Here is an 18,588-nt window from a genome sequence, read left to right on the forward strand (position 1 = left end):
TGATGAAACACGAAACGATTGAAAAGAACGTCGGCCTGTTGATGCTGCTCATGGTGCTTGCCGTGAGCATCGGCGGCCTGACCCAGATCGTCCCGCTGTTCTTCCAGGACGTCACCAACAAACCGGTGGAAGGCATGAAGCCCTACACCGCGCTGCAGCTTGAAGGCCGCGACATCTACATCCGCGAAGGCTGTGTGCAGTGCCACTCGCAGATGATCCGCCCGTTCCGCGCCGAAACCGAGCGCTACGGCCACTACTCGGTAGCCGGTGAAAGCGTGTGGGACCACCCGTTCCTGTGGGGTTCCAAGCGCACCGGGCCGGACCTGGCACGCGTTGGCGCACGTTACTCGGACGACTGGCACCGCGCGCACTTGTACAACCCGCGCAACGTGGTGCCGGAGTCGAAAATGCCAGCCTACCCATGGCTGGTCACGGCCCCGGTCGACAGCAGCCACACCGAGACCAAGTTGAAGGTGATGCGCACCCTCGGCGTGCCGTACACCGACGACGACATCAGTGGCGCCGTCGCCAGCCTCAAGGGCAAGACCGAGATGGACGCGCTGGTTTCGTACCTGCAAGTGCTCGGCACTGCCATCAAGAGCAAGAGGTGAGCCATGGGATTTGAATTCGATGCGGGCACCATCCGCGGCCTTGGCACGCTGGTGGTCGCCATCGCCTTTATCGGCCTGTCGCTGTGGGTGTTCAACAACCGGCGCAATGCGGACTTCGAGCAGGCCCGCCTGCTCCCGTTTGCCGATGAACCTTCTCCATCCGACGCTCAAGAAGAGCCTGCAACAAGGAGCACCCGCCCATGACTACCTTCTGGAGTACATGGATCTGCGTACTGACCCTCGGCAGCCTGATCGGCCTGACCTGGCTACTGATCGGCACCCGCAAGGGCGAGACCAAGGGCAGCGTGGACCAGACCATGGGCCACGCCTTCGACGGTATCGAGGAATACGACAACCCGCTGCCCCAGTGGTGGTTCATGCTGTTCGCCGGAACCCTGGTGTTTGCCGTCGGCTACCTGATCCTCTACCCGGGCCTTGGCAACTGGAAAGGCGTGTTGCCGGGCTATGAAGACGGCTGGACCCAGACCAAGGAATGGGACAAGGAAATGGCCAAGGCTGATGCCAAGTTCGGGCCGATCTTCGCCAAATTCTCGGCCATGCCGGTGGAAGAAGTGGCCAAAGACCCGCAGGCGCTGAAAATGGGTGGGCGCCTGTTCGCCTCCAACTGCGCGGTGTGCCACGGCTCGGATGCCAAGGGCGCGTATGGTTTCCCGAATCTGGCGGACAACCTCTGGCGCTGGGGCGGCTCGGCTGAGGCGATTAAGGCCACGATCATGAGCGGGCGCCATGCGGCAATGCCGGCCTGGGGTGAAATCCTCGGTGAGGACGGCGTTAAGAACGTCGCCGCTTATGTGCGGCATGACCTGGCCAAGCTGCCATTGCCGGCTGACAACACGGCCGACCTGGTAGCCGGCCAAGCCGCGTTCAACACCACCTGCGTGGCGTGCCACGGCCCACAAGGCCACGGCATGGAGCCCATGGGCGCGCCGAACCTGACCGAGCCCGCCGGTTTCATCTACGGCACCAGCCTGGCCCAGTTGCAGCAGACCATCCGCCATGGTCGCCAAGGGCAGATGCCGGCGCAGGATGTATTGCAAGGCAATGACAAGGTGCACCTGCTGGCGGCCTATGTGTACAGCTTGTCCCACACCGCTGATGGCGCAACGCCAGAAAGCCAACCTGAGTAACTGCTGAATGCCTCCCCCTGATCAGGGGAGGCCCGCTTAACTGTGGCGAGGGAGCTTGCTCCCGCTGGGCTGCGAAGCGGCCCCAAAATCCTGGGAGCGCTACGCACTCCAGCGCGAGCAAGCTCCCTCGCCACAGGTTCACCTCGCGACCAAGTGTCGCACCCTTCCCAAGTCCAACTTTCCCCTCCTCACTTTCGGGTCTACGCTTGTTCCCACAGTGGACCAATCCTGGCCTACGCGACGGTATTCGTTGCGCCCCTGAAAATTCCTGTCCACTTGATCAGCTTTCCATTTCCGATTTTGTCCCTACGTAAAACATGGAAAGGGCGCAGAATCTGGCTCGGAACGCATTGATACAGGTCAGTCATTGCGTTGCAATGGCCCCTCGCTTTCTACATACTTGCGGCCGATTTTACCTATAAAAAAACCTAAACCGTGGAACCTTAGAATGAGCACAGCAATCAGTCCGACTGCTTATAACTATAAGGTCGTCCGCCAGTTCGCCATCATGACGGTGGTCTGGGGGATCCTTGGCATGGGGCTCGGGGTGTTTATCGCCTCGCAACTGGTGTGGCCGGAATTGAATTTCGGTTTGCCCTGGACGACCTTCGGCCGCCTGCGCCCGCTGCACACCAACCTGGTGATTTTCGCCTTCGGTGGTTGTGCGTTATTTGCCACTTCCTACTATGTCGTGCAGCGAACCTGCCAGACGCGACTGATCTCCGATGGCCTCGCCGCCTTCACCTTCTGGGGCTGGCAAGCCGTAATCCTCGGCGCCATCATCACCCTGCCGCTGGGCTACACCACCACCAAGGAATACGCCGAGCTGGAATGGCCGATCGCGATTTTGCTCGCCATCGTCTGGGTGACCTACGCCCTGGTGTTCTTCGGCACCATCGTCAAGCGCAAGACCAAGCACATCTATGTCGGTAACTGGTTCTACGGTGCCTTCATCCTGGTGACGGCGATGCTGCACATCGTCAACCACGCTTCCCTGCCGGTGAGCTGGTTCAAGTCCTACTCGGCCTATGCCGGGGCGACCGACGCGATGATTCAGTGGTGGTACGGCCACAACGCCGTGGGGTTCTTCCTCACCACCGGTTTCCTGGGGATGATGTACTACTTCGTGCCCAAGCAGGCCGAACGCCCGATCTACTCGTATCGCCTGTCCATCGTGCACTTCTGGGCGTTGATCACCCTGTACATCTGGGCCGGTCCTCACCACCTGCACTACACCGCGCTGCCGGATTGGGCGCAGTCGCTGGGCATGGCGATGTCGATCATCCTGCTGGCGCCAAGCTGGGGCGGCATGATCAACGGCATGATGACCCTGTCGGGCGCCTGGCATAAGCTGCGCACCGACCCGATCCTGCGTTTTCTGGTGGTGTCGCTGGCGTTCTACGGCATGTCGACCTTCGAAGGGCCGATGATGGCGATCAAGACCGTCAACTCCCTGTCCCACTACACCGACTGGACCATTGGCCATGTACACGCCGGCGCCCTCGGCTGGGTGGCGATGATCTCCATCGGCGCGCTGTACCACATGATCCCCAAACTGTTCGGCCGTGCGCAGATGCACAGTGTCGGGCTGATCAACACCCACTTCTGGCTGGCCACCATCGGCACCGTGCTCTACATCGCCTCGATGTGGGTCAACGGCATCACCCAGGGCCTGATGTGGCGTGCGATCAACGATGACGGCACCCTCACCTACTCCTTCGTCGAAGCGCTGCAAGCCAGCCACCCGGGCTACATCGTCCGCGCCATCGGTGGTGCGTTCTTTGCCAGCGGCATGCTGTTCATGGCCTACAACGTCTGGCGCACCGTGCGTGCTTCCGACCCGGTAGAAGCCGAAGCCGCCACCAAGATCGCCGTTGTGGGAGCTCACTGATGAAGCATGAAGTAGTCGAGAAGAACATCGGCCTGCTGGCCTTCTTCATGGTCATCGCCGTGAGCATCGGCGGCCTGACCCAGATCGTTCCGCTGTTTTTCCAGGACGTGACCAACAAACCCGTAGAAGGCATGAAGCCGCGCCCAGCGCTTGAAGTTGAAGGCCGTGACGTGTTCATCGCCAACGGCTGTGTGGGTTGCCATTCGCAAATGATCCGTCCGTTCCGTGCCGAAACCGAACGCTACGGCCACTACTCGGTTGCCGGGGAAAGCGTCTGGGACCACCCGTTCCTGTGGGGCTCCAAACGGACCGGCCCGGACCTGGCCCGTGTCGGTGGTCGTTACTCCGATGACTGGCAGCGTGCGCACTTGTACAACCCGCGCAACGTGGTGCCTGAGTCGAAAATGCCGGCGTACCCGTTCCTGGTGGAAAACAAGCTCGACGGCAAGGACACCGCCAAGAAACTCGAAGTCTTGCGCACCCTGGGCGTGCCCTACACCGATGAAGACATCGCCGGTGCAGCCGCTGCCGTGAAGGGCAAGACCGAAATGGACGCACTGGTGGCCTACCTGCAAGGCCTTGGCACCATCATCAAAAGCAAACGGTGATCTTCATGGATATCGGGATGATTCGTGGCCTGGGCACCGTTGTGGTGATGGTGGCCTTTGTCGGCCTGGCGCTGTGGGTGTTCAGCCCGCACCGCAAGTCGGAGTTTGACGACGCGACCATGCTGCCCTTTGCAGATGATCCCGAGGCCATCAAGCACGTCGAGCAAGCTTCTAGGAGTAACAAAGAATGACTACGTTCTGGAGTCTGTACGTCACAGTCCTCAGTCTGGGTACCATTTTCGCCCTGACCTGGCTGCTGCTGTCGACCCGCAAGGGCCAGCGCACCGAGCAGACGGACGAGACCGTCGGCCACTCGTTCGACGGCATCGAGGAGTACGACAACCCGCTGCCCAAATGGTGGTTCATGCTGTTTGTCGGCACCATCATCTTCGCCCTCGGCTACCTGGCGCTGTACCCCGGCCTTGGCAACTGGAAAGGCCTGCTGCCGGGCTATAACTACCTCGACAACGACAAGCAAACCCCTTTCGCCAACGGCCAGACCGGCTGGACCGGCGTGCACGAATGGGAAAAGGAAATGGCCAAATCGGACGCCAAGTTCGGCCCGATCTTCGCCAAATTCGCTGCAATGCCGATTGAAGACGTCGCCAAAGACCCGCAAGCCTTGAAGATGGGTGGCCGCCTGTTCGCCTCCAACTGCTCGGTGTGCCACGGCTCCGACGCCAAGGGCGCCTACGGCTTCCCTAACCTGACCGACGCCGACTGGCGCTGGGGCGGCGAACCAGCCACCATCAAGGAAACCATCATGAAAGGCCGCCATGCGGTGATGCCGGCCTGGGCCGATGTCATTGGCGAACAAGGCGTGGCCGACGTGGCGGGCTTTGTGGTGACTAACCTCGATGGCCGCAAACTGCCGGAAGGCGCCAAGGCCGACGTGGCCAACGGCGCGAAACTGTTCGCCGCCAACTGCGTGGCCTGCCACGGCCCGGCCGGTAAAGGCACGCCAGCAATGGGCGCGCCGGACCTGACCCACCCGGGTGCATTCATCTACGGCTCAAGCTTCGCGCAATTGCAGCAGACCATTCGTTATGGCCGTCAGGGCCAGATGCCGGCGCAGGAGTTGCTGCAAGGCAATGACAAGGTGCACTTGCTGGCAGCGTATGTTTACAGCCTGTCCCATGGGGATAAGCAGGCTGAGGAGCAGTAAGCTCTCGGCAAACGACAAAGCCCCGCAGTGCGGGGCTTTTTTATGCGGGGCTGGTTTTCTGCCGGGCTGGGGCGATTGCAGCGCATGACCATTCGGAACCTTGCACTTGCTGCGCGCCGACGCAAAGTAGTAACGTTACTACATTAAATTTGCCGAAGGGGAATACCCCATGACCATCACTACCATTTCCAGCCGTGAATTCAATCAAGACACAAGTGGTGCCAAAAAAGCCGCCAGTAAAGGTCCGGTTTTTATCACCGATCGCGGCAAGCCTGCCCATGTACTGCTAAGCATTGAGGACTACCAGAAACTGACAGGTTTGAACGTCGACATCGTTGACCTCTTGGTGATGCCGGAAGCGGCCGAAATCGACTTCGAAACCGAACGCGCCGTGATCACCCACCGACCTGTGGACCTCTCTTGATGTATCTACTCGACACCAACGTAATCTCCGAACTTCGCAAACCCCAGGCCGACGCTAGAGTAGTAGCCTGGGCAAAAAGTGTTATCGCTCCGCGCATGTTCATCTCGGCAATTACGCTGAAGGAATTGGAAACCAGTGTACTGCGCATGGAACGCCGAGACCCGGTTCAGGGGAAAGTGTTACGAACATGGCTCAAACTCCACGTGATGCCAGCGTTCGATGCCAGGATACTGCCGGTTGATGCCGCCGTTGCGCTGCGTTGTGCCGATCTGCATGTGCCGGACCAGGCCAACGAAAGTGACGCGTTGATTGCCGCAACGGCTCTGGTGCACGGGCTCACCGTGGTGACGCGCAACGTCAGTGACTTCATGTCCAGCGGTGTGCCTCTGATCAATCCATGGGACGAATGACCTGCCTACCGGCAAAAACCGGCCATACTTCACAAGTCAATTGATCCAGATCACGTACACCATCAATTGATTTCCCCCAACGCGACCAAAGGTCGCACCCTTTACACAGCACCGGAGGCGTATCATTACGCCACTGCAACACCCTGTTTTTGACCCCGGTTGGCACGTACTGGCCGAGGCAAATCTCCACCGCCGTGGGATGCAATGATGAGCAACCAGATACCGGTACATGACGTTACCCCGCCTGCCAAAAACGCCAGCAGCACTGTCGACCTCTACGCCTCGCGCGAGAAAATCTACACCCGCGCCTTTACCGGCCTGTTCCGCAACTTGCGCATGGTCGGTGGCGCCGCTCTGTTCTTGTTGTACTTCGGCACCGTGTGGCTGAACTGGGGTGGCCACCAGGCCGTCTGGTGGAACCTGCCGGAACGCAAATTCTTCATTTTTGGCGCCACTTTCTGGCCTCAGGATTTCATCCTGCTCTCGGGCATTCTTATTGTGGCGGCCTTTGGCCTGTTCTTTATCACCGTGTACGCCGGGCGCGTGTGGTGCGGTTATACCTGCCCGCAAAGCGTGTGGACATGGATCTTCATGTGGTGCGAGAAGGTCACCGAAGGCGACCGCAACCAGCGCATCAAGCTCGACAAGGCGCCGATGGGCGCGAACAAATTCCTGCGCAAGTTCAGCAAGCACACGCTGTGGCTGCTGATCGGCTTTGTCACCGGCATGACCTTCGTCGGCTACTTCTCGCCCATCCGCGAGCTGGTGTTCGACTTCTTCACCGGCCAAGCCGATGGCTGGTCGTATTTCTGGGTCGGGTTCTTCACCCTGGCCACCTACGGTAACGCCGGCTGGTTGCGCGAGCAGGTGTGCATCTACATGTGCCCGTATGCGCGTTTCCAGAGCGTGATGTTCGACAAAGACACCCTGATTGTTTCCTACGACCCGCGCCGTGGCGAAGTGCGTGGCCCGCGCAAAAAAGGCATCGACTACAAGGCCCAGGGGTTGGGCGATTGCATTGACTGCACGATGTGCGTGCAGGTGTGCCCCACCGGCATCGACATCCGTGACGGCCTGCAAATCGAGTGCATCGGTTGCGCCGCGTGTATCGACGCCTGCGACAACATCATGGACAAAATGGACTACCCGCGCGGCCTGATCAGCTACACCACCGAGCACAACCTGTCCGGGCAGAAAACCCATAAGTTGCGCCCGCGCCTGATCGGTTATGCCTTGGTGCTGCTGGCGATGATCGGCCTGTTGGCCGGCGCATTTTTCATGCGCTCGCTGGTGGGCTTCGACGTCAGCAAAGACCGCGTACTCTACCGCGAAAACGCCGAAGGGCGCATCGAAAACGTCTACAGCCTGAAAATCATGAACAAGGACCAGCGCGACCACACTTACGTGCTCGATGCCTCGGGCCTGCCGGATCTCAAGCTGCAAGGCCGACGCGAGATCAAGGTCGCCGCCGGGGAGATCTTCACGATGCCGGTAGAGCTGTCCAGCGCCCCTGAGCAACTGCCATCGAGCACCAACGAGGTGAAATTCATCCTCAAGGATGCCGACGACGACAGCGTCCACATTGAAGCCAAGAGCCGATTCATCGGCCCACAAGTCCGCTAATAACAGAGAGCACAACAATGCCCGCAGCTACTGCCGCAAGCCCTTGGTACAAGCACCTCTGGCCCTGGATCATCATTGGGATCCTGGCCTGCTCGGTGACCTTGACCTTGTCCATGGTGACCATTGCGGTGAAGAACCCGGACAACCTGGTCAACGACAACTACTACGAGGCCGGCAAAGGCATCAACCGCTCCCTGGACCGTGAGCGGCTGGCCCAGACCCTGCAACTGCGCGGCAAATTGCACTTGGACGAGTTGACCGGTGAAGTCGAGTTGCAACTGACGGGCTACAGCAACCCGAACACTCTGGAACTGAACCTGATTTCCCCGACCCAGCCGCAGAAGGATCGCAAGATCAACCTGACCCGCAGTGACAGCGAACCCGGCCGCTACATCGGCCAGGTCACCGACAAGGTAGAGGGTCGGCGCTTCGTGGAATTGCTCGGCGTGGAGGGCGACAAGACCTGGCGCCTGTTCGAAGAAGAAGAGGTCAGCCACGACAAGGACTTGCTGCTGGGTGATGAACCGTTGCAGGGTGCCGAAGACCTGAAAAAGTAAACACATGCGCTTCGCGCATCGCGGGCAAGCCCGCTCCCACAGTGGATCGCGGTCTCCTGTGGGAGCCGGGCTTGCCCGCGATGAGGCCCTCCCAGCCGATATAGATTTCACACCATGACCAGCCCAACCCCCTGCTACCACTGCGCCCTGCCCGTCCCGCCCGGCAGCCGGTTCACCGCCGAAATCCTCGGCGAGCGCCGCGAACTCTGCTGCCCGGGCTGTCAGGCAGTGGCCGAGGCGATTGTAGCCGGCGGGTTGCAAAGCTATTACCAGCACCGCAGCGAAGCCTCGGCCAACCCCGAGGCGCTGCCGGTGCAACTGGTCGACGAACTGGCGCTGTACGACCGCGCCGACGTGCAAAAACCCTTTGTGCGCCACGAAGGCGATCTGGCCGAAACCACCCTATTGATGGAAGGCATCAGCTGCGCGGCCTGTGGCTGGCTGATCGAAAAACACTTGCGCAGCCTGCCCGCCGTGGCCGAGGCGCGGCTGAACCTGTCCAACCATCGCCTGCACGTGCGCTGGGCCGATGGGCAATTGCCGTTGAGCCAGGTGCTCAGCGAACTGCGCCATATCGGCTACGCCGCCCACCCTTACCAGGCCGATCGCGCCGCCGAGCAATTGGCCAGCGAAAACCGCCGGGCCTTGCGCCAACTGGGCGTGGCGGGGTTGTTGTGGTTCCAGGCGATGATGGCGACCATGGCGACCTGGCCGGAATTCAATATTGACCTGAGCCCGGAGTTGCACGTGATCCTGCGGTGGGTGGCGATGTTTCTGACTACGCCCATCGTGTTCTACAGCTGTGCGCCGTTCTTCAAAGGCGCCCTGCGCGACCTGCGCACGCGCCACCTGACCATGGATGTGTCGGTGTCCCTGGCGATTGGCGGCGCGTACCTGGCGGGCATCTGGACCGCCATAACTGGCACTGGCGAGTTGTACTTCGACGCGGTGGGCATGTTCGCGCTGTTCCTGCTCGCCGGGCGCTACCTGGAGCGCCGGGCACGTGAGCGTACGGCCGCCGCCACCGCGCAGTTGGTCAACCTGCTGCCGGCGTCATGCTTACGCCTCAAAAGTGATGGTCAGAGCGAGCGCATCCTGCTCAGCGAACTGGCCGTAGGCGATCGCGTACTGGTGCATCCAGGCGCCGTGCTGCCGGCCGACGGCGTGATTCTCGACGGCCAGTCGAGCATTGACGAGTCCCTGCTCACCGGCGAATACCTGCCGCAGCCGCGCAACGTCGGCGACGCGGTTACCGCCGGCACGCTCAACGTCGAAGGCGCGCTGACCGTCGAGGTGCGCGCCTTGGGGCATGACACCCGCCTGTCTGCCATCGTGCGCCTGCTGGAACGTGCCCAGGCCGAGAAACCGCGCCTGGCGCAAATCGCCGACCGTGCTGCTCAATGGTTTCTGCTGTGCTCGCTGATCGCGGCCGCGCTGATCGGCCTGCTGTGGTGGGAACTGGACGCGTCACGCGCATTCTGGATTGTGCTGGCGATGCTGGTGGCAACCTGCCCTTGCGCGTTGTCGCTGGCGACACCGACCGCCCTCACCGCCGCCACCGGCACATTGCACAAACTCGGGCTGTTACTCACTCGTGGGCACGTGCTGGAAGGCTTGAACCAGATCGACACGGTGATTTTCGACAAGACCGGCACCCTGACCGAAGGCCGCCTGGCCCTGCGTGCCATCCGCCCGTTGGGCACGTTGAACAGCGACGACTGCCTGGGCCTCGCCGCCGCGCTGGAAAACCGCTCCGAGCACCCGATTGCCCGCGCCTTCGGGCGTGCGCCGCTGGCCGCTGAGGAAGTCCTGAGTTTCCCAGGCTTAGGCCTGGAAGGTCGTGTGGGCGAGCATCAATTGCGCATCGGCCAGCCGGGCTTTGTGTGCCAATTAAGCGGCTGCGCGATTCCCGCCTCGCCGGACGAAGCAGGCCAATGGTTGCTGCTGGGCGATCGTGAAGGCGCCCTCGCCTGGTTCGTGCTCGATGACCGCCTGCGCAGCGATGCGCCCGCCCTGCTGGCCGCGTGCAAAGCGCGAGGTTGGCGTACGCTGTTGCTGTCGGGTGACAGCTCGCCGATGGTCGCCAGTGTCGCGCTTGAGTTGGGGATTGACGAGGCCAAGGGCGGCTTGCGCCCCGACGACAAACTGCAGGTGCTGCACCAGTTGCACCAGCAAGGCCGCAAGGTGCTGATGCTTGGCGACGGCGTCAACGATGTGCCTGTGCTCGCCGCCGCCGATATCAGCGTGGCGATGGGCTCAGCCACCGACTTGGCAAAAACCAGTGCCGATGCCGTGCTGCTGTCCAACCGTCTCGACGCGCTGGTGCAGGCGTTTACCCTGGCGCGGCGCACGCGGCGGGTAATCATTGAAAACCTGCTGTGGGCCGGGCTGTACAATGGCCTTATGCTGCCGTTTGCCGCCCTCGGTTGGATCACCCCGATCTGGGCCGCGATCGGCATGTCCCTCAGCTCGTTGACCGTGGTGCTCAACGCCTTGCGCCTGACTCGCCTGCCGAGCACGCAGGCAAACAGTGCCACCTTAGTAACCCGCCCGCTGCCGGCTTGAGCCGCGTGGGCATGGAGTACCGATGCCAGCTCTCTACGTGATGATTCCGGCGGCGCTGCTGTTAGTCGGCGTGGCCATTTACATTTTCTTCTGGGCGGTGGACAGCGGCCAGTACGACGACCTCGACGGCCCGGCCCACAGCGTGCTGTTCGACGACCAGGACCCGAACCACCTGGCGGGCGTCGACGAAGCCAACCGGGCCGAGCAACCGCCCAAAGACCCACCCCATGCTTGAGTTGGCGCCATTGCTGGTCTCGGCCTTGATCCTCGGGCTACTGGGCGGCGGCCATTGCCTGGGCATGTGCGGCGGGCTGATGGGCGCGCTGACGCTGGCAATCCCCAAAGAACAACGCAGCCGCCGTTTTCGCCTGCTGCTCGCCTATAACCTGGGGCGCATCCTCAGCTACGCCGCTGCCGGGTTATTGATCGGCCTGGCCGGCTGGGCGGTGGCCAACAGCCCGGCGGCGATGTTCATGCGCGTGCTCGCCGGGTTGTTGCTGATCAGCATGGGTTTGTACCTGGCCGGTTGGTGGAGCGGCCTCACCCGTATCGAAAGCCTGGGGCGCGGCCTGTGGCGCTACGTACAGCCGGTCGCCAACCGTTTGCTGCCGGTATCCAGCCTGCCACGCGCATTGCTGCTGGGCGCGCTGTGGGGCTGGTTGCCGTGCGGGTTGGTCTACAGCACGCTGTTATGGGCGGCGAGCCAGGGTAATGCGCTGGACAGCGCAATGCTGATGCTCGCCTTTGGGCTTGGAACCTGGCCAGTACTGCTGGCGACTGGCTTGGCGGCGGAACGTGTCACGGCGGTGCTGCGCAAACGCAGCGTGCGTGTGGCCGGTGGCGTGCTGGTTATGCTCTTCGGCGTTTGGACGTTGCCAGGCCCGCATCAACACTGGCTAATGGGCCATTAAATCGCCATGTGGCATAGCGCCGCTCCCCGTTGATGCAAATCAAGATGGTACCTGCGGTGCGCCCCTAGACTCGGCTCACTAGCCAATCCCGGGGACCGCCCGCATGCTCGACGCCATTCGTTGGGACACAGATCTGATTCACCGCTACGACTTGGCGGGGCCGCGCTACACGTCCTACCCCACCGCCGTACAATTCGATAGCCAGGTCGGCACCTTCGACCTGCTCCACGCCCTGCGCGACAGCCGCAAGGCCGTACGGCCCTTGTCGCTGTATGTGCATGTGCCGTTCTGCGCAAACATTTGCTACTACTGCGCCTGCAACAAGGTCATCACCAAGGACCGTGGCCGAGCCCAGGCCTACCTGCAACGCCTGGAGCAGGAAATCCAGCTGGTCGCCTGTCACCTCGACCCGAAACAGCCCGTGGAACAGTTGCATTTCGGCGGCGGCACGCCGACTTTTCTCAGCCACGACGAACTGCGCCAGGTGATGACCCGCCTGCGCCAGCACTTCAATTTGCTCAATGATGATTCCGGCGACTACGGCATCGAGATCGACCCGCGTGAAGCCGACTGGGCGACCATGGGGCTGCTGCGCGAACTGGGCTTTAACCGCGTAAGCATCGGCCTGCAAGACCTTGATCCCGAGGTGCAGCGTGCGGTCAACCGCCTGCAAAGCCTGGAAGAAACCCGTGCGGTGATCGATGCGGCGCGCACCCTGCAATTTCGCTCGATCAATATTGATTTGATCTACGGCCTGCCCAAGCAGACGCCGCTGAATTTTGCGCGCACCGTCGAAGAGGTGATCAACCTGCAACCGGATCGCCTGTCGGTCTTCAACTACGCGCACCTGCCCGAGCGCTTTATGCCGCAGCGGCGCATTAATGCCGACGATTTGCCCTCGCCGGAAGAAAAACTGCTGATGCTGCAAACCACCATCGAGCAGTTGACCCGTGCCGGCTACCGCTACATCGGCATGGACCACTTTGCCCTGCCGGATGACGAACTGGCCGTGGCCCAGGAAGAAGGCACGCTGCAGCGTAACTTCCAGGGCTATACCACCCACGGGCATTGCGATTTGATTGGGCTGGGCGTGTCGGCGATCAGCCAGATCGGCGACCTGTATTGCCAGAACAGCAGTGACCTCAATCACTACCAGAACGCACTGGCCGGCGCGCAACTGGCCACCAGCCGTGGTCTGGTCTGCACCACGGATGATCGTTTGCGCCGGGAAGTGATTCAGCAGCTGATCTGCAATTTCAGCCTGGCATTCGAGCGGATCGAACAGGCTTTCAACATCGATTTTCGCGGCTATTTCGACGAACTCTGGCCACAGCTGGAGACAATGGCCGCCGACGGCCTGATCGAACTGGATGCCCACGGCATTCGCGTTTTACCGGCCGGGCGCTTGCTGGTGCGCTCGGTGTGCATGGTGTTCGATGCCTACCTGGAGCACCAGAACAGGCAGCGATTCTCGCGGGTGATCTAAGGGCAGCTACTTCATTGCCAGGGCAGCGGTCTTAGCTGCGTCGCTCGCGCTCATGTCTTTCATCGCCTTAGTCAAAGACGCCTGCATGCCAACCAAGCTGGCTTGTAAGGCGCTCAACGCACTTTGCAGACCGGAGAGGCGGGCTCGCATCTGATCAGGGCTGAGGTTTTTATCTGCCATCAGCGCAGCCATCTCAGCCTGCTTCTCGGCAATCTGCTTTTTGATCTCACGAATCATCTTCAGCAGATTCTTGACGTTATCCGCCAGGCCGCTGTCGTCGATATCGCTGTTGGAGGTTTTCTCATCCGCCGCAGCTTTCATCGCCGCGCCGGAAATTGTAACCGCCACACCTTCGACCGCCGCGGAATCGGCCTGCGGTGTCGAAGCGCTGTTGGTGTTGTCTGCCACCGCGTCCTTTTGGGGTTGTGGCGCAGCAGGAATACGAATACTTGAAGGATTGACACCCATGATGGAAGACATGGCTCTGGTCCACGGTTATTGAGTTGTGATCTTGTATCGACCCCGATACAAAAAGCTTTATATCTTTGCTGCTTTTTTGTACACGCTGGCCTCACAGTCCCCCGGTGCGTTACCCTTACGTCTTATGTGTGTTTTCCCACAAGGATTTAAGAAATGTCCGAGCCAGTTAAACTGCGCGCTCACAGCCAGGCTCACTGCAAGGATTGCAGCCTGGCCCCCCTCTGCCTGCCACTTTCGTTGAATTTGGAAGACATGGAAGCGCTGGACGAAATCGTTAAACGCGGCCGACCGCTGAAAAAAGGCGAGTTTCTGTTTCGCCAGGGCGACAAGTTCGATTCCGTTTATGCAGTACGTTCAGGCGCGTTGAAGACCTTCAGCCTTAGCGACGGCGGCGAAGAGCAGATCACCGGCTTCCACCTGCCCAGCGAACTGGTCGGGCTGTCTGGCATGGACACCGAGATTCACCCGGTGTCGGCCCAGGCCCTGGAGACGACCTCGGTGTGCGAAATCCCTTTCGAACGCCTGGATGAATTGGCCCTGCAGCTGCCGCAACTGCGCCGCCAATTGATGCGGGTGATGAGCCGCGAGATCCGTGACGACCAACAGATGATGTTGCTGCTGTCGAAGAAAACCGCCGACGAGCGCATCGCCACGTTTTTGGTCAACCTGTCGGCACGCTTCCGTGCCCGTGGGTTCTCGGCCAACCAGTTCCGCCTGAGCATGTCGCGCAACGAAATCGGCAATTACCTGGGCCTGGCGGTGGAAACCGTGTCCCGCGTGTTTACCCGTTTCCAGCAAAACGAACTGATTGCCGCCGAAGGCAAGGAAGTGCATATCCTCGACCCGATCCAGCTGTGCGCGCTGGCCGGGGGCTCGCTGGAAGTCTGAGGCAGACACTTGCGGCCGCGCCAATCGGCAGGGCCGCAGGTATACTTCGAGTCCGTTTTCCGCTCCCAGGACTCTTCGACGATGACCTTCGATTCGTTCGACATCAAATCCCTGATCCGCCCCGTCATCGACTTCCCCAAGCCTGGGGTGATCTTTCGTGACATTACCCCGCTGTTCCAATCGCCCCGCGCCCTGCGCCTGGTGGCCGACAGTTTTGCCCAGCGTTACGTCGAGGCCGACTTTACCCACATCGGCGCGATGGATGCCCGTGGCTTCCTGATCGGTTCGATCATCGCCTACCAATTGAACAAACCACTGATCCTGTTCCGCAAACAGGGCAAGCTGCCCGCTGACGTGCTGGCCGAGGGTTACCAGACCGAATACGGCGAAGCCTTTCTCGAAGTACACGCCGACAGCCTGTGTGACGGCGACTCGGTGCTGATGTTCGATGACCTGATCGCCACTGGCGGCACCTTGATTGCCGCGGCGAACCTGGTGCGACGTATGGGCGCGAAGATCTTCGAAGCGGCGGCGATCATTGATCTGCCTGAGCTGGGTGGTTCGCAACGCCTGCAGGATATGGGCATTCCGACGTTTTGCCTGACGCAGTTTGGGTTGACCGAAGTTTAAAAGTTGCCTGGGCCGGCGCTATCGCAGGCAAGCCAGCTCCCACATTTTGATTTGCATTCCAAGTGTGGGAGCGGGCTTGCTCGCGAAGAGGCCCTCAAGGACACCCCGCATCACAACCCCATCTGCTTGCTGATGATCTCGTTCATCACCTCACGCGTGCCCCCGCCGATAGACAGAATGCGGTTATCCCGATACAGCCGTTCCACCAGGCTGCCACGCATATAGCCCTGCCCACCCAGTATCTGCACCGCGTCATAGGTCACCCGATCAGCCGTATCAGTGGCCAGGTTCTTGGCCATGGAAATCTCCTTGATCACACTCTTGCCGGCCGCCATCTTCGCCGCCTGGCGGTAGGTGAACTCGCGGGAGACTTCCACTGCGGTGGCCATTTCCGCCAGCCGATGCTTGAGCACCTGGAATTTGCCGATGGGTTTGCCGAAGGCTTCGCGCTGGCTCGCCCACTTGAGGCTTTCTTCCAGGGCGAGCTGCGCAGTCATGTTCGCCATCAGCGCCAGCGCCAGGCGCTCGCTCTGGAAATTGCCCATGATGCAGGCAAAGCCCATGTTCTCGACGCCGATCAAGTTGCCTGCGGGCACGCGGCAATCGTCGAAGAACAACTCAGCCGTGTCCGACGCCCACCAGCCCATTTTCTTCAACGGTTGGCCGACGGTGAAACCTGGCGTCTGTTTTTCAATCAGCAACAGGCTGATACCGCCAAAGCCCGGCCCGCCGGTGCGTACGGCTACCGTATAGAAGTCGGCGCGGATGCCGCTGGTGATAAAGGTTTTGCTGCCGCTGACGCGATAAAAGTCGCCATCGCGAAGGGCGCGGGTTTGCAGGTTGGCTACATCGGAGCCGCCACCGGGCTCGGTGACGGCCAGGGCGATGATCTTCTCACCGGTCAGCACTTGAGGCGCAACGCGCTCACGCACCTCGGGGCGCGCCCATTTGACTACCGGCGGCAAGCCGATATCCAGCGAACCCAGGCCCGCGACCACGCCACCCGAACCGCAACGCATCAACTCTTCGCTGGCGGCGACCTTGGCGAACAGGTCGCCTTCATGGCTGCCGCCCAGGCTTTCGGGATAGCCGATGCCCAGGATCCCCGCCGCGCCCGCCTTGAGGTACAGCTCACGGGGAAAGCTCTCGCCCTCCTCCCATTGCTCGATGCCCGGCAACATCTCGCGCTCGACGAAACGGCGCACGCTGTCACGGACCAATTGGTGGCTGGGGTCGAAGTAGTCCTGATAGGCAGACATCGGCAAGCTCCACGGTGAGGTGGAGAGAACTTACCAAGCGCTTGCTTGGTTATCAAGATATCCCTGACAACACAAAACCACTGTGGGAGCTGGCTTGCCTGCGATAGCGGAGTGTCAGGCGACATCAATGCCACTGATCCACCGTTATCGCAGGCAAGCCAGCTCCCACATTTTAGAGCGTGATCGGCTTGCGACCGGCAAAAGAGTGCGCCAACGTGCCGCCATCCACCAATTCCAGCTCGCCACCCAACGGCACGCCATGGGCGATACGCGAGGTGATCAAGCCTTTGTTGGTCAGCAATTGGGCGATGTAATGCGCCGTCGCCTCGCCTTCCACCGTCGGGTTGGTTGCCAGGATCACCTCGGTAAACGTGCCCTGCTCTTCAATGCGCGTCACCAGTTGCGGAATGCCAATGGCTTCCGGCCCCAGGCCGTCCAGCGGCGAAAGATGCCCCTTGAGCACAAAGTAGCGCCCGCGATAGCCGGTCTGCTCGACGGCGTACACGTCCATCGGCCCTTCAACGACGCACAGTAAAGTGTCGTCGCGACGTGGGTCGGCGCATTGCGGGCACAGGTCTTCTTCGGTCAGGGTGCGGCACTGGCGGCAGTGGCCCACGCCGGTCATGGCCTGGCTCAAGGCCTGGGCCAACCGCGTGCCGCCGCTGCGATCACGCTCCAGCAGTTGCAGCGCCATACGCTGGGCGGTTTTCTGGCCCACACCCGGCAAAGTGCGCAGGGCGTCGATCAGTTGGCGAATCAGGGGGCTGAAGCTCATGGGCGAAGGGTCCGACAAAACAACGAGACGCGGTTTATACCCGCGCCTCGGATTAGCGTCAAATGCTCAATCCTGTGCGACGCGCACCACCAACTTGCCGAAGTTGCGCCCCTCGAGCAAACCGATAAAGGCTTCGGGTGCCTGTTCCAGGCCATCGACCACGTCTTCGCGGAACTTGATCTTGCCGTCGCGCACCCACGGCGCCATGGCGCTGAGGAATTCGGGCTGGCGATCGCCATAATCGTCGAACACGATAAAACCCTGGATGCGCACGCGCTTGGTCAACAAGGTACGTTGCAGTGCCGGCAGCCGATCAGGACCGCTGGGGGCTTCATGGGCGTTGTAACCGGCGATCAGGCCGCACAGCGGAATGCGTGCCTTGGGGTTGAGCAGCGGCAGCACGGCGTCGAAGACTTTGCCGCCGACGTTTTCAAAGTAGATATCCACGCCTTTGAAACAGGCCAACGCCAGCTCATGGGCAAAATCGGCGCTCTTGTGGTCGATACAGGCGTCAAAGCCCAGCTCATCGACCACGTAGCGGCACTTGTCCGCGCCGCCGGCAATACCCACCACGCGCAAACCCTTGAGCTTGGCCACCTGCCCGACCACCGAACCCACCGCGCCGGAGGCAGCCGCCACCACCAGGGTTTCGCCGGCCTTGGGCTGGCCGATATCCATCAGGCCCATGTACGCGGTCATGCCAGGCATACCCAATACACCCAGCGCCATCGAGGGGCTGGCCAGGCCTTTGGGCAGCGGGATCAGGTTGTTTCCGTCTGAGATGCTATGGCTCTGCCAGCCGGTGGAACCCACCACAAGATCACCCGCCGCGAATTTCGGGTTACGCGATTGCTCGATACGGCTGACAGCACCACCGGTCATCACTTCGTCGATTTCCACCGGAGCTGCGTAGGACGGCGCGTCACTCATGCGCCCACGCATGTAGGGATCGAGGGACAGGTACAGGGTTTTGAGCAGCACCTGGCCATCTGCCAATTCCGGCAGGTTCACGCGTTCCAGGCGAAAGTTTTCAGGTGTCGGCGCGCCTTGCGGGCGCGAGACCAGGACAATGCGCTGGTTAAGAATGGGTTCTTGAGGCATGAGGGGCTCCTTTAACGAATCTTTCGGTATAGGGTGCAGACCCTGCTTGCCATGCC

At 61.2% G+C, this 18,588-nt stretch carries 21 protein-coding genes; 17 read left to right on the top strand and 4 right to left on the bottom strand.

The window, feature by feature from the left end; all coding sequences use genetic code 11:
• The first annotated feature begins 2 nt into the window (after nt 1–2).
• The 15 genes from ccoO (HU759_RS22335) (at nt 3) to hemN (ending at nt 13,399) form a co-directional block, all read left to right on the top strand.
• Nucleotides 3–611: a cytochrome-c oxidase, cbb3-type subunit II gene (ccoO, locus tag HU759_RS22335; RefSeq protein WP_017134815.1), complete on the top strand. Its 609-nt coding sequence runs from the start codon at nt 3–5 to the stop codon at nt 609–611.
• Nucleotides 612–614: 3 nt separating this feature from the next.
• Nucleotides 615–815 carry a cbb3-type cytochrome c oxidase subunit 3 gene (locus tag HU759_RS22340; protein ID WP_017134814.1) on the top strand — a complete coding sequence of 67 codons (201 nt, stop codon included), beginning with the start codon at nt 615–617 and terminating at the stop codon, nt 813–815.
• Entirely contained in the window at nt 812–1,759 is a 948-nt protein-coding gene (gene ccoP, locus HU759_RS22345; RefSeq protein ID WP_170039234.1) for a cytochrome-c oxidase, cbb3-type subunit III, read from the top strand. Before HU759_RS22340 ends, ccoP (HU759_RS22345) begins: the two co-directional genes overlap by 4 nt.
• A gap of 448 nt (nt 1,760–2,207) precedes the next feature.
• Nucleotides 2,208–3,650 (top strand): cytochrome-c oxidase, cbb3-type subunit I, encoded by a 1,443-nt coding sequence (gene ccoN, locus HU759_RS22350; protein ID WP_170039236.1) that lies wholly within the window; start codon nt 2,208–2,210, stop codon nt 3,648–3,650.
• Nucleotides 3,650–4,258, top strand: a complete 609-nt coding sequence (gene ccoO, locus HU759_RS22355; RefSeq protein WP_053257425.1) for a cytochrome-c oxidase, cbb3-type subunit II — start codon at nt 3,650–3,652, stop codon at nt 4,256–4,258. The genes ccoN and ccoO (HU759_RS22355) overlap by 1 nt, the downstream gene beginning before the upstream one ends.
• Before the next feature lie 5 nt (nt 4,259–4,263).
• On the top strand, nt 4,264–4,449 hold the full coding sequence (locus tag HU759_RS22360) for a cbb3-type cytochrome c oxidase subunit 3 (protein WP_186617183.1): 186 nt from the start codon (nt 4,264–4,266) through the stop codon (nt 4,447–4,449).
• Nucleotides 4,446–5,423 carry a cytochrome-c oxidase, cbb3-type subunit III gene (gene ccoP / locus HU759_RS22365; protein WP_017134812.1) on the top strand — a complete coding sequence of 326 codons (978 nt, stop codon included), beginning with the start codon at nt 4,446–4,448 and terminating at the stop codon, nt 5,421–5,423. Before HU759_RS22360 ends, ccoP (HU759_RS22365) begins: the two co-directional genes overlap by 4 nt.
• A gap of 169 nt (nt 5,424–5,592) precedes the next feature.
• Nucleotides 5,593–5,847 carry a type II toxin-antitoxin system Phd/YefM family antitoxin gene (locus tag HU759_RS22370; protein WP_017134811.1) on the top strand — a complete coding sequence of 85 codons (255 nt, stop codon included), beginning with the start codon at nt 5,593–5,595 and terminating at the stop codon, nt 5,845–5,847.
• Nucleotides 5,847–6,257: a type II toxin-antitoxin system VapC family toxin gene (locus HU759_RS22375; protein WP_169984890.1), complete on the top strand. Its 411-nt coding sequence runs from the start codon at nt 5,847–5,849 to the stop codon at nt 6,255–6,257. Before HU759_RS22370 ends, HU759_RS22375 begins: the two co-directional genes overlap by 1 nt.
• Before the next feature lie 207 nt (nt 6,258–6,464).
• Nucleotides 6,465–7,880: a cytochrome c oxidase accessory protein CcoG gene (ccoG, locus tag HU759_RS22380; protein WP_017134809.1), complete on the top strand. Its 1,416-nt coding sequence runs from the start codon at nt 6,465–6,467 to the stop codon at nt 7,878–7,880.
• Nucleotides 7,881–7,897: 17 nt separating this feature from the next.
• On the top strand, nt 7,898–8,437 hold the full coding sequence (locus HU759_RS22385; protein ID WP_017134808.1) for a FixH family protein: 540 nt from the start codon (nt 7,898–7,900) through the stop codon (nt 8,435–8,437).
• A 114-nt stretch (nt 8,438–8,551) separates the two neighbouring features.
• On the top strand, nt 8,552–11,002 hold the full coding sequence (locus HU759_RS22390) for a heavy metal translocating P-type ATPase (RefSeq protein WP_186617185.1): 2,451 nt from the start codon (nt 8,552–8,554) through the stop codon (nt 11,000–11,002).
• A gap of 22 nt (nt 11,003–11,024) precedes the next feature.
• The gene (gene ccoS, locus HU759_RS22395) at nt 11,025–11,237 is read left to right on the top strand and encodes a cbb3-type cytochrome oxidase assembly protein CcoS (protein ID WP_017134806.1); all 213 of its coding nucleotides are present in this window, start codon (nt 11,025–11,027) and stop codon (nt 11,235–11,237) included.
• On the top strand, nt 11,230–11,913 hold the full coding sequence (locus HU759_RS22400; protein ID WP_017134805.1) for a sulfite exporter TauE/SafE family protein: 684 nt from the start codon (nt 11,230–11,232) through the stop codon (nt 11,911–11,913). The genes ccoS and HU759_RS22400 overlap by 8 nt, the downstream gene beginning before the upstream one ends.
• 103 nt (nt 11,914–12,016) lie before the next feature.
• Nucleotides 12,017–13,399 carry an oxygen-independent coproporphyrinogen III oxidase gene (gene hemN / locus HU759_RS22405; protein WP_186617187.1) on the top strand — a complete coding sequence of 461 codons (1,383 nt, stop codon included), beginning with the start codon at nt 12,017–12,019 and terminating at the stop codon, nt 13,397–13,399.
• A gap of 6 nt (nt 13,400–13,405) precedes the next feature.
• Here the strand turns inward: hemN and HU759_RS22410 are convergent, their stop codons facing one another.
• On the bottom strand, nt 13,406–13,879 hold the full coding sequence (locus HU759_RS22410) for a hypothetical protein (protein WP_170039244.1): 474 nt from the start codon (nt 13,877–13,879) through the stop codon (nt 13,406–13,408).
• A gap of 153 nt (nt 13,880–14,032) precedes the next feature.
• Here HU759_RS22410 and fnr point away from each other — a divergent pair, with 153 nt between their 5' ends.
• Together fnr and HU759_RS22420 are read left to right on the top strand one after the other, a co-directional pair.
• Nucleotides 14,033–14,767, top strand: coding sequence for a fumarate/nitrate reduction transcriptional regulator Fnr (gene fnr, locus HU759_RS22415; protein WP_056861531.1), 735 nt, complete (start codon nt 14,033–14,035; stop codon nt 14,765–14,767).
• An 81-nt stretch (nt 14,768–14,848) separates the two neighbouring features.
• Nucleotides 14,849–15,397, top strand: a complete 549-nt coding sequence (locus tag HU759_RS22420) for an adenine phosphoribosyltransferase (protein ID WP_017134800.1) — start codon at nt 14,849–14,851, stop codon at nt 15,395–15,397.
• A 110-nt stretch (nt 15,398–15,507) separates the two neighbouring features.
• Here the strand turns inward: HU759_RS22420 and HU759_RS22425 are convergent, their stop codons facing one another.
• From HU759_RS22425 to HU759_RS22435, 3 genes are all read right to left on the bottom strand, one after another.
• Nucleotides 15,508–16,656: an acyl-CoA dehydrogenase family protein gene (locus HU759_RS22425; protein WP_170039246.1), complete on the bottom strand. Its 1,149-nt coding sequence runs from the start codon at nt 16,654–16,656 to the stop codon at nt 15,508–15,510.
• 172 nt (nt 16,657–16,828) lie between these two features.
• Nucleotides 16,829–17,431 carry a recombination mediator RecR gene (gene recR, locus HU759_RS22430; RefSeq protein WP_170039248.1) on the bottom strand — a complete coding sequence of 201 codons (603 nt, stop codon included), beginning with the start codon at nt 17,429–17,431 and terminating at the stop codon, nt 16,829–16,831.
• Between the two features lie 66 nt (nt 17,432–17,497).
• Nucleotides 17,498–18,532, bottom strand: a complete 1,035-nt coding sequence (locus HU759_RS22435; RefSeq protein ID WP_017134797.1) for an NADP-dependent oxidoreductase — start codon at nt 18,530–18,532, stop codon at nt 17,498–17,500.
• Between the last annotated feature and the right edge of the window lie 56 nt (nt 18,533–18,588).

This window comes from Pseudomonas sp. OE 28.3 (assembly GCF_014268205.2).
Lineage (GTDB): Bacteria > Pseudomonadota > Gammaproteobacteria > Pseudomonadales > Pseudomonadaceae > Aquipseudomonas > Aquipseudomonas edaphica.